This window comes from Brucella anthropi (assembly GCF_046630315.1).
Lineage (GTDB): Bacteria > Pseudomonadota > Alphaproteobacteria > Rhizobiales > Rhizobiaceae > Brucella > Brucella anthropi_A.
In genome coordinates this window covers 109,166-125,401 of sequence record NZ_LQBD01000038.1, presented here as the reverse complement: position 1 = coordinate 125,401, position 16,236 = coordinate 109,166, and the positions used below count along the sequence as shown (strand labels likewise).

The following is a 16,236-nucleotide window of genomic DNA, read 5'->3' as shown; positions in this document are numbered from 1 at the left end:
CGCTGGTTTTGCGTGCGTGCCGCTGGCATCTATGACCGTTCTTGAATGACCTCGAGCGCTTCCGAGGCGATGATCTGCTCTTCATCTGTCGCAAGGACGAAGGCGGCTGTTTTGCTGGACTGTTTCGTAATCCGGAAAGCGTTCTCATCATTGGCGGCTGTATCCAGATCGATGCCGAGCCATGCGAGGCGCTGGCATATGGCTGCGCGGATTGCGGGCTGATGCTCGCCAATTCCTGCGGTAAAGATGAGCGCATCCAGCCCGCCGAGCGTGGATGCGAGCCGACAGACTTCGCCTGCTATGCGCAGGGTAAACACATCAAGCGCTTCGCGGGCTTCAGCCGCGCCGCTCGCGAGCAATTGCCGGGTATCCCCGCTCAATCCCGAAAGGCCAAGCAGGCCGGAGCGATGGTACAGCATGTCCGAGATCGCATCGGCCTGCATGTTCTCCTGTTGCAGCAGATGGAGCAACACGCCGGGGTCCAGTGCGCCGCAGCGTGTGGCCATGGGAATGCCGTCGAGGGTCGAGAAGCTCATGCTTGTGTCCAGGCTCGCCCCCTTCTTCATGGCGCACAGGCTGGCGCCGCTTCCCAGATGTGCGGCGACGATTTTCCCTTGGGCGAGCGCCGGTTCACATGCGCTGAAATTGCGGATGATGGATTTGTAGGAAAGACCGTGAAAGCCGAAGCGTTTTATGCCGCGCCGATGCAGATCGGCGGGAATGGCAAAGCGCCGTATGGGGTCGGGGATGGTCTGGTGAAAAGCCGTGTCAAAGGATGCCGTCTGGGCAAGATGGGGAAAGAGCTTTCCGATCGCCCGGACAAGCGCGATGCTTTTGGGCTGGTGAAGCGGGGCGAAAATCGACAGGCGTTCCATGGCATCGATATTTGCCTCGTTCACGAGAACCGGTTCCGCGAACTGGTCTCCCCCGAACACGACACGATGCCCGACTGCCAATATGCGGGCCGGATCGATTCTGGATGCCAGTCTGGCGAAGAGTTCGTCCAGAATCGCAACCATATCGTCCGAGCCGGAGGCGGAAAGGGCGATTTCCATATCGCCGTTTGCACCGTGGGATCGAAAACGCAAGGGCGATCCGTTCAGATCGATCTCGCCTCTCGATAATTTTCGGATTGTTGTTCCATCATAGGCGAACGTGCCGATCTTCACCGTCGAAGAACCGGCGTTGAACGTGATGAGGTGCTTGTCCACGCGGCGGCATCCTTGCTCATGCTTGCTACACTGCAACATAGAGAGTTATTGCGGGCCGGGGAGAGGTCATCTTTAGATCATGCAGGTTTGTTTTGCCGAGCGACCCTGGCTGGCCGGACTGACGGCTGTTGATCATTCACAAGTTCTTGTTCGCTAAAATTGTGTTTGCTTGTCATGCAGGAAGCGCTAAAGTAATCACAGATGATGGGGGGTGACGCTGGTTCGGCGTCGGCAGATCGTCTTACAGCTTAGTCTATCTGACGGCCTGCGGGGGGCTTTATGCGTATTCGGACGGGGTTTTTTGCCGCCGCTTTTCCGTATGGAAAAGTTCGGACTGCCTTCAGGCGCTTTCAGAAGTTATCGCCAGCTTTCCTTTTTGCCGCCGTGGTCGCCATGCTGCATGCGTGTCTTGTGACACCGTCTTATGCGGATGTGCCGATAGCCGGTGATGTGAACATGGTGGTCGCTTATGGTAGCAGCAACAACCCGATCACGTTGCCCCTGACCGGAGGCATAGCGAACAATGTGTCTGTGGTGACGTTAGCGAGCCACGGCACAGTCGGGTTTGGTGCCGGTACATCATTCTCTTATACACCGAGCCCAGGCTATGCCGGTCCGGATAGCTTTACTTTTGTAGCCACAAATGCGAGCGGCAGCTCATCGCCAGCGACGGTGACGATTACCGTTTCACCGCCCACCATAAACTTTGCACCATTCAATCCACCGACGGGTGTTGCAGGCGCAGCCTATAGCTATTTCATCGGAGGCGCCAGCGGCGGCGCTGCTCCTTATAGCTACAGCATATTTTCCGGCAGCTTGCCTGATGGAATGTCGCTCAGAGGTGACGGGTATTTGAGCGGTATTCCGAGACGGACCGGAAGTTTCAATTTTCAGATAAAAGTCACAGACAGTTCGAAGGGAACGGGACCGTTTTCATCAACATCGATGCCACTTACTCTCGTTGTTGCGGCGCCACTTCTGGACCTGTTTCCGCAAGTCAATTCTTTGCCGCCCGCTGCAGTTGGTGTTCCATACAGCCAGACCTTTGCAGGCACCGGAGGAAACGCTCCTTATTTGTTCAGCCTCGCCGGGACGCTTCCGGCAGGCCTGGCATTTTCGACGGCAGGGGTGTTGAGCGGCACGCCGACTAAATCGGGGTCATTTACCTTTGTCGTCCAGGCCTCCGACGCGACCACTGGAGCGGGGGCACCATTCGGGTTCGGGCGAACTTATACCATCACTGTCGACGGACAGGCTCCGGGCCAGCCGACCATCACAGCCGTGACAGCCGGTGAAGGCGAAGCCGTCGTGACATTCGATCCACCGGCGGATACCGGCGGTTCACCCATCAATGATTATACGGTTACATCCAGTCCAGGCGGTTTGGCTGCTACAGCTCCTGGAAGCCCGATCACAGTGACCGGCCTTACCAATGGTACGGCATATAGTTTCACGGTTGTCGCCAGAAATAATTCTGGAACCGGGCCGGCCTCGACACCTTCAATCTCCTTAACGCCGATGGCGAAACAGACGATCAATTTTCCGAATCCTGGAAATATGAGTTTTGGCGCGACGCCAACGTTGACTGCGCTTTCGACATCCGGCTTGCCGGTGGTGTTTTCCTCGGCAACGACCAATGTTTGTACGATTACTCCGATGGGTTCCCTGACCATGATGGCGCCCGGAACCTGTACAATCAATGCAGACCAAGCGGGGAATGGCGCTTTCTATCCCGCAATGACGGTAAGGCAGTCTTTTTTGATTGTCGTACCGGGTGGAGCCGTTTCTCTCGCCACGCCTTCGACACTGCCTGCCGCAACCGGGGGGCACCCGTACAGTGTCCCTATAGCGGCGGACGGTGGCGTGCAGCCTTACCAATTCCAGGTGGTGGGTGGGGGCGCGCTCCCGCCTGGATTGACGCTATCCAGTTCGGGAATATTGTCCGGCATACCCCACTCAACCGGCACCTTTAATTTTACAGTCCGTGTCGTGGACGCCGCAACGCAGTCAGCCGATCAATTGTATCAGCTTACCGTCAATGCGCCGACGATAGATATCAGCCCTGCAACCTTGCCTTCGGGTCAGGTCGGGACTGTTTTTTCGGCAACCAGTTTTATCGCTATCGGCGGGACAGGCCCTTATGAATATGCGGTCATTGCGGGGGGCCTTCCCGCAGGCCTGACATTATCCCAATCGGGAATGCTGAGCGGAGTGCCCAGTGTCTCCGGCCCATTTAACTTTACGGTCAGCGCAACGGATGCATTCCAGTTTAGAAGTTCGCGGGCTTACAGCGTAACGATAGCTGTTGCGGCTCCGGTCGCCTCCAACAAGACTGTAACCATCCCTTACAATACAGCCGTATCGATAGATCTGACGGATTCGATCGCGGGTACGGATATAACTGGCGTGGCAGTGACGGCGCTTCCTGCACATGGCAGCATCGCGATTTCAGGCAAGATTGTCACCTATGTTCCATCCCCCACCTATTTTGGTGGTGCGGACAGTTTCACCTATACTGCGACAAATGCCGGGGGAACTTCAGCCGTAGCCACGGTAACCATCAATGTCGAACCGCGATCGCCGCTTGTTTTCGCACCGGGAGCGGGGTCGTTGCCGGACGCGACGGCCGGAAATACCTATGCCGCAACCATAGCCGCAACGAATGGAACAGCTCCCTATGCCTATGCAATCACGTCAGGAACCTTACCGGACGGATTGAGCTTCAACCCTTCCACCGGTGCCATCAGCGGAACGCCGACAGCGGTGAGCATCAGCAGCTTCACCGTGACGGCAACGGATGGAATCGGCTTCGTGGGTACTGCCGCCTACACGTTGCGGGTTTCCGCACCGTCCATTTCTATCCCGCCCCTCAATGCCGCCGTCATTGCCGGTAACAGCGCAACTGTCGATCTCACGTCAGGAGCCACAGGTGGACCTTTTACCGGAGCCCGCCTGATCTCCCTTTCCCCACCATCGGCCGGGACCGCGATCATAACGCTGGGAGACACGGCAGCGGCATCTGAAACGGTTGTCGCCGACATCATAAGGGCTGGCCGTTACAAGCTGAAATTCACTGCATCGCCTGATTTTTCAGGAACCGCGATTGCAACTTTCACGCTCAGCAACGCCTATGGAACATCGCCTGCCGGCTCGGTGACGTTTTCCATCACGCCGCGCGCGGACCCATCCAGAGATCCCGATGTCGTCGGGCTGGTGAATGCGCAGGCCGAAGCCTCCAGACGATTTGCGAACGCGCAAATATCGAATTTCAACGATCGGCTGGAACAGTTGCATGGCGGCGGCTGTCTGCAGAATCAATGGGGATTGACGGTCAGCGACAGTCGAAACGGCACTGCCAGAAGCGACGAGAAAGCTGGTGGGCCCAAACCTTACTCTGCAAACGAGCCATTGTCGCAGCATCCTGGCGCCAATCAGCAGAAGGACCGGAGCAGGAGCGACACAAACAACACCGATCGTTGCTCAGCGTTCGGAAACGGCAGCATGGCCGTCTGGACCGGGGGCTTCGTCAATTTCGGTTCGATGGATGTCGGTGTTCAAAATTTCGACTATACAACGGTCGGCGTGAGCGCGGGCTTGGATTATCGGTTTAATGCTTCCTTTGCCGCGGGCGTAGGTTTCGGCTACGGAAGCGATGAAAGCCGGATAGGCCAGAACGGAACGGAAAGCGATGCAAGCGCATATGCCATGGCGCTTTATGGCAGCTATCATCCGACACCTGAAACATATCTCGATATTGTGGCGGGCTATGGCCAGATGAATTTCGATTCGCGACGTTTTGCGACCGATACAAGCAGCTTCGCCTATGGTTCGCGCGACGGGCATCAGTATTTCGGTTCGCTTACGGCGGGTTATCAATACAGGAACGACGGACTGCTGATATCCCCCTATGGACGATTGACGGCATCGAGGTCAAAACTGGATTCCTTCTCCGAAAAAGGGGCTGACTGGGCCAATCTTTACTATGGGTCCCAGTCTGTCGAGACGTTGACTGGGCTGCTGGGGCTGCGGCTTGCCTATCAGATCGATACCGGCTGGGGCACCCTCACGCCGCGCGGGCGCCTGGAATATGGTCACGACTTTGCCGGACAAAGTTCGCTTGGATTAGGTTACGCAGACGTTTCGGGACGCCGTTACGATCTTGAAACCCATGATACCGGGGATGATTTCGCCACAATAAGCCTGGGAGCCGACTTCGGCATCGGCACAGGTCTTGCGGTGAGCGCCGAATATGGGACATCGGTTGGCCAGACCGGAACCACGCCGCAACAGGTAAGATTGCGGATCAGCCAACAGTTTTGATTTCCGTAGATGCCGGAAATGTTCCCACTATTTGTTTTGGTGCAGTTTCCGACGCATCGAGGTTTGGTTAACCTGGATTGCGTTCACCGAAACCGGCATAGATGTCTGCTCTGGTCTGGGGCACGGCGGCGATGCCGCGCTTGCGTTTGGAGGCGAGCGTCTGGTTGATCTGGACGGTTCCCCTCTCGAATGCCAGCGAACATCCTGCAAGATAAAGGAGCCAGAGGCGTGCCTTTGGATAGCCTATTTCCGCAACCGCAGCGTCGAAATTGGCATGGAGGCGCTCGCACCATAGACGGCACGTGCGCCCATAATGGTCACGCAGGTTTTCCACGTCATGGACCTCGAAGCCATGCCCTTCAAGGTTTTCGACTGTCATGCCCAGATGATCGAGTTCACCACCCGGGAAAATATACTTCACCAGCGCCCGATGTTCCGCGCTTTTGCGCTTGAAGGCTTTTTTGTTCTTTTTCATGCGCCGCGTGATTGCGTGGTGCATATAGAGCCCGCCGGGGCGTAGCAGACGATTCACCGCGCTGAAATAGCCGTCATAGTTGGCAATGCCCACATGTTCGAACATGCCCACCGACGAAATCTTGTCGAATTCGCCGTCAAGCTCGGCATAGGATTTGATATGGATGGTGATCTTGTCTTCAAGCCCCGCCTGTCTGATCCTCTCGCGGGCGAGTGCCGTTTGAGCCTCCGACAGGGAGACGCCGGTGCCGATCACGCCAAACTTCTGTACTGCATAGATGAGCAAGGCTCCCCACCCGCAACCGATATCCAGAAGGCGATCGCCGGGTTTCAGCCGCAATTTGCGACAGATGAGTTCGAGCTTGTCTTCCTGAGCCTGATCAAGGTCGTTTGCCCAATCGGTAAAGTAACCGCATGTGTAAACCATCCGGTCATCAAGAAATAGACTGTAGAATGCGTTGGAGACGTCGTAATGATGGGTTATGGCATCCTTGCTCGATCCGCTGACGAACGGCTCTTTGCCGTCGAGGGCCTGGCGCGCATCGGATTTGCCGGCGAACAAAAGGGCGGGAAGATCTTTCAGAAGCTGCCATTTGGGCAATTCCTTCAGCCTTTTCTTCACGCTTCCGTCTGTTCTGGCATTGGCAAGGTCGAAGATCGTGCCATTGCGGATATCGACACGGCCGGACGTCCAGATATCGATCAATGAATCATAATTTGGCTTGAGAAGAAGCTGTCGAACGATTGCCGGGTCATTGATGACCAGTGCCGGGCCACCGAACGCGCCGATGCGCGTGCCATCCCATAACTCCACATCGAACTGTGGGCGCAGTGTTTCGATAACTGTCCGGATGATGCGCACGGACCTGGATTCAACTGTCATGCCACGCCTCTCTATCGAGATTCCGGAAGATAAGCTTTCCAAGCTGACCGTAGCCTAAGCTGTTTCATGATTGCAGTCATAAAATCGTGACGGTTGGCGTCGTGTACCGGTCGTTTCATGCGGGTTTTATAAGAAGTGTCTGATGTTTTGCGCCGTGAAGCGATAGAAACAGGGATATGCGGTTATGATTCGATGAAACAGGATTTCTGCTCACTGAAGCACATGAAGAGGCGGACGGCATGGAGTTTCCCCGTGATATTGTGGATGCTGCCAGAGATTTATGGCTTGAAGTCTCTGGAACCAATGACGAAACGGCGTATCTCGATGCCATCGCGCTGGCAATCTTGAGGGAGCGGCAACGCTGCGCGACGATTGCACTTTGTATCTTTGACGATGAAGAATGGTCGGATGATTATCGCATGGCGGGTGGACTTGTCGCGGACGCAATTCTCACAAACGACCGTATTACCGATTAGGCGCAGCCCGGAAAGCGCGAAGCGCATTTCGGGGAAAGATATGCGTCAAACAGACTTTTGAAGCCCATCAGAAGTAAAGTTGAAGCTGATTGCACACGGAAATGAAACCGTAAGGCAATGGAACATTCGGGAGCGGGGGAAGAAGGACAAGATTTCCCGCATGCGTGCTCCGATGAGGATAGTTTGGCTATGGACGTGAAGCCGAAATAGAATAGACAGGAATTCTGCGGCTCATGAGGTGGCTGGGGCTTTTTTCTTCTTCTTGATCTGCCCCCGCGCGATTTTGATCCGCATGCAATCATCTTCCATAGTGAGTTGTCAGAAATGTCCGAATTCGTACCTGTAATCGCGTTGCATGGCGGCGCTGGAACCATTCTCAAGGCGAATATGACGCCGAAGAGGGAAGCGGCCTATCACGCGGGTCTGCGTGAATGCCTCCAGGCGGGACTGGACGTATTGCGCGGCGGTGGAAAAGCCCTCGATGCCGTGACCGCATCTGTTATGGCGCTGGAAGAAAACCCGCTTTTCAACGCTGGCCGTGGTGCGGTTTTTACCACGGATGAAAAGCATGAAATGGATGCCGCCATCATGGATGGCGCAACGCGAGCATGCGGCGCAATTTCCGGTATTTGCGGACCGCGCCATCCTGTTCTGGCTGCACGGGCGGTCATGGAACGGACTGAGCACGTGTTTTTTGCAGGCGAAGGCGCAAAACGTTTCTGTGAGACTGCCGGCCTTGAAATGATGGCTCCGGAATGGTTTTCGACAGAACAGCGCCGCAAGGCATTGCATGACGAAATGGAGCGCCGCCGCAGTGGTGCAGCCGACGATGGCGATCCCGCCCGCAAGCACGGAACGGTTGGCGCGGTCGCTTTGGACAGTTTCGGGCATCTGGCTGCGGCCACATCCACGGGCGGCATGACCGCCAAGACGCCGGGGCGCGTCGGGGACAGCCCGGTCATCGGTGCGGGAACCTGGGCGGACGACCAGACCGCTGCGCTTTCAGCCACCGGACATGGAGAATACTTCATTCGTTGGGCCGTCGGCCACGAAGTGGATGCGCGGATGCGTTGGGCCGGGCAATCGCTCGAAGAAGCGGCTGGCACAGTCATTCGCGAACTCGGCGAAATTGGCGGTTCCGGCGGCCTTGTCGCTGTGGATCGCAAGGGTAATGTCAGCCTGCCGTTCAACAGTCCGGGCATGTACCGTGCCTGGTGCGGTATGGATGGTGAGATTCATACCGGCATCTATCGGTAGAGCCGCAGTTTTCACCATGAGTGCGGGGCTGGCCAAAGCGTTGCCAGCCTCTTCTTTCCCAAATGTAAAGCTGGTTTCAGAGACTACTCCAAAAGTTGGCAACTTTTCGGGGTTATGCTCGCAGTACACTATGCTCTGATACTCAAGGATCACCATTTTCGCCATGGCCTGCCGATTCTTGGAACAGGCCGTCCTATTCCAGATTGGAATGGTAAGTCCAAAATTGCATTGGCCAACGCATAAATTTGCTGCCTATAAATTTAAAACAACAAAACTGACGGTCATGGGAGATCGTCCCTCGGCTCATCTTCAAGTTATTCAAAAGACAAGAAGATCGGCTTCGGGAAACGATGACTGACGCGCCATTCAAACGAGCGCCAAATGGGGAAATAAATGACGGAAGCCACGCGCGCTCCGAAGGAGAATTTGTGTCCTTCAGGTAAAAATGCGCAACTATTCAAAGAATTGACGCCACAAGGCAAATTCGTTGGCACGGCAGGCCTCGCGCAACCGACACATGAATTTCGCATGCGGGTCAGCGATATACATGAACTTTCCATTTTGGAATTTGGCAATCCGCAAGGTATTCCGGTCGTCTTCCTGCATGGCGGTCCCGGTGCGGGCGTCTCGGCCAGGCAGATCGCCAGTTTCGATCTTGATGTCTATCGCGTCATCACCTTCGATCAGCGTGGTGCGGGGCGTTCCATCCCCAACGCCGAGATTGCAGAAAACACCACGCAGCATTTGATCGCGGATATGGAAGCACTGCGCGAAAAACTGGGGATCGATCGCTGGCTTGTCGCTGGCGGCTCCTGGGGCTCGTGTCTCTCGCTTGCCTATGGCATTGCGCATCCACAACGCTGTCTCGGCTTTCGGCTGCACGGTATCTTTCTGGGCGGGCAGGAGGATATCGACTGGTGGTTCCACGGCTGCCGCGCCATTTTCCCCGATCACTGGCAGGAGTTTGCCGAATTCGTGCCGGAAAGCGAGCGTGGCGATCTACTGGCTGCGTATTACAAGCGGCTCACCTCGGGCGATCCGGCGCAGGAACAGGCCGCGGCCCGGAGCTTGCGCGGCTTTTCGGCGCGCACCCAGACATTCGAGCCGGATACCCACCACGTCTCCCGGCTTTTGAAGCCGGAAGCAGCCTTGGCGGTATCGCGCATTTTCACCCATTACTGCGTCAACCGAGCTTTTCTACCCGATAATTATCTCATCGAAAATATTGATCGTATTCGTCACCTGCCGACCGAAATCGTGCAGGCGCGCTACGACACGGTGACGCCGATGATGACGGCCTGGAAACTCAAGGAAGCCTGGCCGGAAGCGAAATTCACCATCGTCACCCTTGCCAATCACCAGTCGACGATCGGTCCTATGGCCGATGCACTGGCTGCTGCCTCCACCCGGCTGGTGCGGCAGCTGGCATCCCCCCACTCATCAATGCCTGGAATTGAGGAAAGTTCGATGTTCGATACAAGGACTGACGCCGACACGTCGCTTTCGATGGCGCACTACATCGATATCTGCAAGGCGGTGAAGCCTGCGGTCTCGCCAGATGGAGAACTTCTGGTCTATCTCAGCGATGAAAGCGGCACGGCGCAGGTCTGGGCGCGTCCGCTTGCGGGTGGCACGCCGCGTCAGCTCACCACTCTGCCGGAACCGGTTGGCAACCTTGCCTTCAATCCCAAGAACCGTGACCTGCTTATCACGACCGATTGGGGGGGCGACGAACGCCACCAGCTCTGGCTGATCGAGAACGCGGAAGGCGAGCCGCGTCTTCTCACCACCAATACTACGGTGGTTCACGCCTGGGGCTGTTGGTCGCCGGACGGCACGCAGATCGCCTATGGCGCCAATTATCGCGACCGTTCGCACATGGACATTCATGTGATGACGGTAGCCACCGGTGAGACGAAATGTGTTTATGAGGGTACCGGCTGGCGCACGCCCGCTGCCTTTTCCCCCGACGGCAAGTCGCTTCTGGTCAATGATTGCCAGCGTGCCATGACGGATCAGGATTTGTGCCGTCTCAATCTCGAAACAGGTGCCTATGAAAACATCCTGCCACATGAAGGCCGGGCACGTTATCAGGCGCCGAAATTCTTCAAGGATGGTTCCGGCATCCTGTTGATTGCCGATCAGGAACGGGAATATCTCTCGGTCATGGTCAAGCCGCACGGTGCGGAATCATTGACGGAACTTGCCGCTTTTGACCGGCAGGATGTCGAAGCGCTCGCCATATCGCCGGACCAGAGCAGGATAGCGCTCGTCCTCAATCGTCAGGGCTGGAACGATCTGGTGCTAATCGACCGTGATGGCGCGGTGCTGAAAGAGTTTGAACTGCCGTTTGCTGCCGTGGTGGCTTCGGTCGCATGGACGCCGGATGGCACATCGCTAATCATGCCGATGGAGGGTGCTGCGACGCCGGGGGATATCTGGCGCTGTGACGTCGAAAAAGGTGTCTTCACCCGCCTGACCGATGCGCCGAAGGCCAATGTGAAGCTGCCGACCTTTCTGGAACCCACGGTAGTGAGCGCTGCAAGTTTCGACGGACTGGATGTTCCCTATTTCATCTATAAGCCGGATCGCGACGCCGGCCCTGACGGATATCCGGTGATGATTATCGTGCATGGTGGCCCTGAAGCCCAGTGGAAACCGGATTTCCGGGCGGATATTCAGTATATGCTGGCGCGTGGCATCATGGTCATCGCGCCAAATATTCGCGGCAGCACCGGTTATGGCCGTGCCTACCAGCATCTCGATGACCGTGAATTGCGCATGGACAGCGTCGCCGATCTCAAGGCGGTGCGCATGGCGGTCGCGGCACGTGGCGATGTGGATGAGAGCCGCATCGGTGTGTTCGGTCGTTCCTATGGCGGGTTCATGGTTCTGTCGGCCATGACGGAATATCCCGACCTTTGGAAGCTGGGCGTCGAATATTATGGGATCGCCAATTTCCTCACCCTGCTGCAGACCACGGGACCGTGGCGCAAGGAGCTACGCGCCATCGAATATGGAGATGCCGAAACCATGCGGGATCAACTGGAACGGTTCTCACCCATCAATCGCATCGGCAATATCGTCGCCCCATTGATGATCGCGCACGGTCTGGAAGACCCGCGCGTCACGCCATGCGAGAGCGAAATGGTCTATTCGTGTCTGCGCGGCCTCGGAAAACCGGTCGAATATCTGCGCGTCCCGCATGAAGGCCATGGCTTTGCGCGCATTGAAAATCGCCGCCGTGTGTTCGGCGCTCTGGCCCGTTTCATCGACGAGAATTTGTAATAGCCTTATTGGGAGAGTACGCCATGAAGAATGGTGAAGAGATCTGGGATCTGGTGGACGCGAAGAAAGCTGATTTTGAAGCCTTGAGCGACCGCGTCTGGGGCATGCCCGAGATCGCCTATACCGAATACAAGTCCTGTGCCGAACATACCGGAATGTTGAAGGAGCAGGGGTTCCGTATCACCGAGAATGTGGCTGGCATTCCCACGGCCGTGATGGGGGAAGCGGGCGAGGGTGGACCTGTCATCGCCATTCTGGGTGAATACGACGCTTTGCCGGGCTTGAGCCAGGAAGCGGGTATCGCAGAACCACGCCCTATTCCCGGCACGGGACATGGCCACGGCTGCGGCCACAATCTTCTGGGATCGGCTTCCATTCTGGCGGCAACGGCTGTCAAGGACTGGCTGGAGAAAACCGGCAAGAAGGGGCGTGTACGCTATTACGGTTGCCCGGCGGAAGAAGGCGGTGCGGCCAAGTCGTTCATGGCGCGTGCTGGCGCTTTCGATGATGTCGATATTGCCATCTGCTGGCATCCGGCTTCGTTTACGCAGGTCGATGACGCGCAGTCGCTCGCCAATACCCGAATGGATTTCGAATTTACGGGACGGGCCTCCCATGCCGCCGCGGCACCGCATCTGGGGCGTTCGGCTCTGGATGCGGTAGAGCTGATGAGTGTGGGCTGCAATTATCTGCGCGAACACATCCCGTCTGATTGCCGCCTTCACTACGCTTATCTCAATGCGGGCGGCATCGCGCCAAACGTCGTGCAGGCCAAGGCCAAGGTGCGCTATGCCATTCGTGCAACCGATCTGCCGGGCATGTTTGCGTTGAATGAGCGGGTAAAGAAAGTCGCTCTGGGGGCTGCGATGATGACGGAAACGGCCGTCGATATCTCCATCATGAGCGCGGTTTCGAACCTCTTGGGCAACACGCCACTGGAAATCGCCATGCACTCCAACATGGAGCGTCTGGGCGGTGTGCCGTTCGATGACGCGGACCGTGCCTTTGCGGCGAAGATTCAGGCCACGCTTTCCAAGGAAGACATAGAGACCGATTATCTGCGCGTCGGCCAGCCTCTCGCGGACAATGAACCGCTCTGCGACTACGTATTGCCGCGGGAACAGAAGGGTGTGCCAATGATCGGTTCTACCGATCTGGGCGATGTGAGCTGGGTCGTACCGACCGTTCAGGCGCGCGTGGCAACGCATGCGATAGGCTCGCCCGGTCATTCGTGGCAGATCACTGCGCAAGGCAAGATGCCGGCTGCGCACAAGGGAATGGTCTATGCTGCCAAGGTCATGGCGGGGACTGCGCTTGATGTTCTTCAGGACGAGAAAATCCTGAATGAAGCCAAGGCCGATCACAAGGCCCGCACAGCGAAGACGCCCTACACCTGCCCGATCCCGCCGGAAGTCAATCCACCGCTTCAACCGCGCCCGGCCGATTGACCGGTTGAGTGCAAGCCACCTTCTGAGAATGCCCAACCATAAAAGGGGATAAAAATGCAAAGACAGAAGACATTTTATCTGCGCTGCACCGCCACACTCGCGCTTGCAGCCAGTATGGGTATCGCGACCATCACAGCTGAGGCCGCGTCGCCACCCAATGCGCTTGTCATGGCCTGGAACATCGACGCCATCAGCACTTTCGATCCGGCGCAGATCGGGGAGGCGGCCACCAACGAGATTATTCAGAACATCTGCGACCCGCTGGTGGATTTCGATCCGGCAGACGAAACCAAGATCGTACCGCAACTCGCAAAGAGCTGGGACGTCTCGCAGGACGGGTTGCAGATCACGTTCCACATGCGCGACGACCTGAAGTTCGACAATGGCGACAAGGCGACGGCGGGCGATATGGCCTGGTCGCTTCAGCGTGCGGTCAAACTCGGGTTCGGCAATGCCGCGACGCTGACGGAATATGGTTTCACCAAGGACAATGTGGATCAGACCATCTCGGCGCCGGACGACAACACGGTCGTTTTCAAGCTCGACAAACCTTATCCGGTCAATCTCATTCTGGCAGCCATTGCCGCCAACCGCGTCGCCAGCCTTTTGAACCAGAAGGTGCTGATGGAAAATCAGGTCGATGGCGATATGGGCAACAAATATCTGGCTACCCGGTCGGAATGCGTTGGCCCCTACAAGCTGATGCGGTGGAATCCCGCCGAAGTGGTCATTCTTCAGGCGACCGACAATTACTGGGGCGAGGCGCCCAAGCTCAAGCAGGTTCTGATCCGCCATGTCTCGGAAGCGGGAACCCAGCGGCTGCTGCTCGAAAAGGGCGATATCGACATTGCCCGCGACCTGACGCCCGAAGACCTGCGCGATCTGGAAACTCAGGACAAGGTGACGGCCTCGCGCTCGCTGAAGCCCTCGCTGTTCTACTGGAACTTCAACAATGCCGATCCGATCTTCGCCAATGAGAAGGTGCGTCTCGCGATGCGTTATCTCATCGACTATGAGGGCCTTGGCAAGACGGTCATCAACAATGTCGGTGTACCGCGTGCGAGCTTCGTGCAGCTCGGTGCCTTCGGCGCCTTGGACGAGAAGGAGGGGCAGCCCTTCAAGCTCGACCTGGAAAAGGCCCGCGAGCTGTTGAAGGAAGCCGGTTACGAGAAAGGCTTCGAAACGACGATGTTCATCAGCACCGCGCCCTATGCGGCTCCGATTGCCCAGAGCATTCAGGATGCCGCCGCCAAGGTGGGCGTGAAGATCAAGATCGAGCGCATGGCCAATGCGCAACTGTTCAGCCGTATTCGCGGTCGCGAGTTCCAGACCTCGCTCATGGGCTGGCAGACCACTGTTCCAGACGCGCATGGCAATGCTTCGCGCCAGATTTTCAATCCCGACAATCGGGCGGAAGCCAAGCAGACCATGTATCCGAGCTGGCGCGCGAGCTATTTCAACGAGGCCGTCAACAAGGAGGTTGAGGCGGCCCTGTTCGAAAAGGACGAGGCCAAGCGCAGGCAGATGTATATCGATCTGCAGAAAGAGATGATGGAAAAGGGACCGCACGCCTTCATCTTCCAGATCTATAATGTCGCCGGTGTCAACAAGGCGATGAAGAACTGGAGCTGGAACGGCTTCCGCGTCTACTACGATCTCGCCGCGAAATAACAAGAATGGTGCTCCCGGTTGCTTCGCTCGAAGCAGCCGGGCGGGTCTGTTTCGATGGATGACCGTATGGCCGCTTGCTTCGCGACTTTGGTCTGGCATCCCCTTTTTCTCTTTCCGGGAATTTGCAGATGACGACGCATGAAATCATGGAAGACATGGAGGAGGCCGACCGCGACAGGGAAGCCGGCCCCGTACTTCTGTTTCTCGCCGCCACAGCGCGTCTGATCGTTTCAGTGGCGATTACGCTTCTGGGATTGGTCACATTGACCTTTTTCATCAGCCGCCTTTTGCCGCTTGATCCGGTTATCGCCATGCTGGGGGACAATGTTTCTCAGGAGGCCTATGACACCATGTATCGCAAGCTGGGCCTCGACCAGCCGTTGATCGTGCAATACGGCCTGTATCTCAAGAATGCGCTGATGTTCGATTTCGGCAATGCGTTGACCTCTGGACGTCCTGTTCTTGAGGATATTGCACGTGTCTTCCCTGCGACTATCGAACTGGCGACCGTGGCTATCGTCATCGGCACCACGTTCGGCATTCCGCTTGGCGTCTTTTCTGCCATGTACCGCAATTCGCCGCTGGACCACGCCGTTCGCATGGTCAGTCTGCTCGGCTATTCCACGCCGAACTTCTGGCTCGGCCTGATGGCGCTGCTGATCTTCTACGCTACGCTCGGCTGGATCGGCGGGCCGGGACGGATCGACTTCATCTATGAATATTCCGTCGAGCCGACGACCGGATTCCTCCTACTCGACAGCGCGATGCAGGGCCAATGGGATGCATTCTGGAATGCGGTAAGCCATATCATCATGCCTGCGCTGATCCTGGCTTTCGGCTCCATGGCCTATATCAGCCGCATGACGCGCGGTTTCATGATCGAGCAGCTCAATCAGGAATATATCATCACCGCGCGCGTCAAGGGACTGTCCTGGGCCCGCACCGTCTGGGGCCATGCTTTCCGCAACGTCGCGGTTCAGGTCGTGACGGTCGTTGCGCTGTCCTATGCGTTCCTGCTGGAAGGCGCTGTCCTGACCGAGACTGTGTTCGCATGGCCGGGCTTTGGGCGCTACCTCACCAATGCGCTTCTGGCGGGGGACATGAACGCGGTGGTCGGCTGCACGCTTATCGTCGGTATTCTGTTCGTCGGCATCAATCTGATCAGCGATCTTCTGTATCGCGTTTTCGATCCCCGTACACGATAGGAA

The 16,236-nt window shown here is 57.0% G+C and carries 9 protein-coding genes; 7 read left to right on the top strand and 2 right to left on the bottom strand.

Annotation, left to right across the window (positions count from 1 at the left end; genetic code table 11):
* Window positions 1-29: 29 nt before the first annotated feature.
* On the bottom strand, window positions 30-1,211 hold the full coding sequence (locus AVM02_RS18285) for an acetate/propionate family kinase (RefSeq protein ID WP_411508330.1): 1,182 nt from the start codon (window positions 1,209-1,211) through the stop codon (window positions 30-32).
* Window positions 1,212-1,490: 279 nt separating this feature from the next.
* Here AVM02_RS18285 and AVM02_RS18280 point away from each other — a divergent pair, with 279 nt between their 5' ends.
* Window positions 1,491-5,531, top strand: a complete 4,041-nt coding sequence (locus AVM02_RS18280; RefSeq protein ID WP_411508329.1) for a putative Ig domain-containing protein — start codon at window positions 1,491-1,493, stop codon at window positions 5,529-5,531.
* 67 nt (window positions 5,532-5,598) lie between these two features.
* Here AVM02_RS18280 and AVM02_RS18275 read toward each other — a convergent pair whose 3' ends face one another.
* On the bottom strand, window positions 5,599-6,888 hold the full coding sequence (locus AVM02_RS18275; RefSeq protein WP_411508328.1) for a class I SAM-dependent methyltransferase: 1,290 nt from the start codon (window positions 6,886-6,888) through the stop codon (window positions 5,599-5,601).
* A 239-nt stretch (window positions 6,889-7,127) separates the two neighbouring features.
* Between AVM02_RS18275 and AVM02_RS18270 the strand changes: the two genes are divergently transcribed.
* The 6 genes from AVM02_RS18270 (at window position 7,128) to AVM02_RS18245 (ending at window position 16,233) form a co-directional block, all read left to right on the top strand.
* Entirely contained in the window at window positions 7,128-7,364 is a 237-nt protein-coding gene (locus tag AVM02_RS18270) for a hypothetical protein (RefSeq protein ID WP_411508327.1), read from the top strand.
* Between the two features lie 324 nt (window positions 7,365-7,688).
* Window positions 7,689-8,621, top strand: coding sequence for an isoaspartyl peptidase/L-asparaginase family protein (locus tag AVM02_RS18265; RefSeq protein ID WP_411508326.1), 933 nt, complete (start codon window positions 7,689-7,691; stop codon window positions 8,619-8,621).
* 393 nt (window positions 8,622-9,014) lie between these two features.
* Entirely contained in the window at window positions 9,015-11,909 is a 2,895-nt protein-coding gene (gene pip / locus AVM02_RS18260) for a prolyl aminopeptidase (protein ID WP_411508325.1), read from the top strand.
* Between the two features lie 23 nt (window positions 11,910-11,932).
* On the top strand, window positions 11,933-13,357 hold the full coding sequence (locus tag AVM02_RS18255) for a M20 family metallopeptidase (protein WP_411508324.1): 1,425 nt from the start codon (window positions 11,933-11,935) through the stop codon (window positions 13,355-13,357).
* 54 nt (window positions 13,358-13,411) lie between these two features.
* On the top strand, window positions 13,412-15,028 hold the full coding sequence (locus AVM02_RS18250; RefSeq protein ID WP_411508323.1) for an ABC transporter substrate-binding protein: 1,617 nt from the start codon (window positions 13,412-13,414) through the stop codon (window positions 15,026-15,028).
* Window positions 15,029-15,156: 128 nt separating this feature from the next.
* Window positions 15,157-16,233, top strand: a complete 1,077-nt coding sequence (locus AVM02_RS18245) for an ABC transporter permease (protein ID WP_411508322.1) — start codon at window positions 15,157-15,159, stop codon at window positions 16,231-16,233.
* Window positions 16,234-16,236 lie beyond the last annotated feature (3 nt).

What these genes read in the sequence shown, in the direction of transcription:
- AVM02_RS18280 (WP_411508329.1), top strand. Translation starts at nt 1,491, where the DNA reads ATGCGTATTCGGACGGGGTTTTTTGCCGCCGCTTTTCCGTATGGAAAA.
- AVM02_RS18275 (WP_411508328.1), bottom strand. Translation starts at nt 6,888, where the DNA reads ATGACAGTTGAATCCAGGTCCGTGCGCATCATCCGGACAGTTATCGAA.
- AVM02_RS18270 (WP_411508327.1), top strand. Translation starts at nt 7,128, where the DNA reads ATGGAGTTTCCCCGTGATATTGTGGATGCTGCCAGAGATTTATGGCTT.
- AVM02_RS18265 (WP_411508326.1), top strand. Translation starts at nt 7,689, where the DNA reads ATGTCCGAATTCGTACCTGTAATCGCGTTGCATGGCGGCGCTGGAACC.
- pip (WP_411508325.1), top strand. Translation starts at nt 9,015, where the DNA reads ATGACGGAAGCCACGCGCGCTCCGAAGGAGAATTTGTGTCCTTCAGGT.
- AVM02_RS18255 (WP_411508324.1), top strand. Translation starts at nt 11,933, where the DNA reads ATGAAGAATGGTGAAGAGATCTGGGATCTGGTGGACGCGAAGAAAGCT.
- AVM02_RS18250 (WP_411508323.1), top strand. Translation starts at nt 13,412, where the DNA reads ATGCAAAGACAGAAGACATTTTATCTGCGCTGCACCGCCACACTCGCG.
- AVM02_RS18245 (WP_411508322.1), top strand. Translation starts at nt 15,157, where the DNA reads ATGACGACGCATGAAATCATGGAAGACATGGAGGAGGCCGACCGCGAC.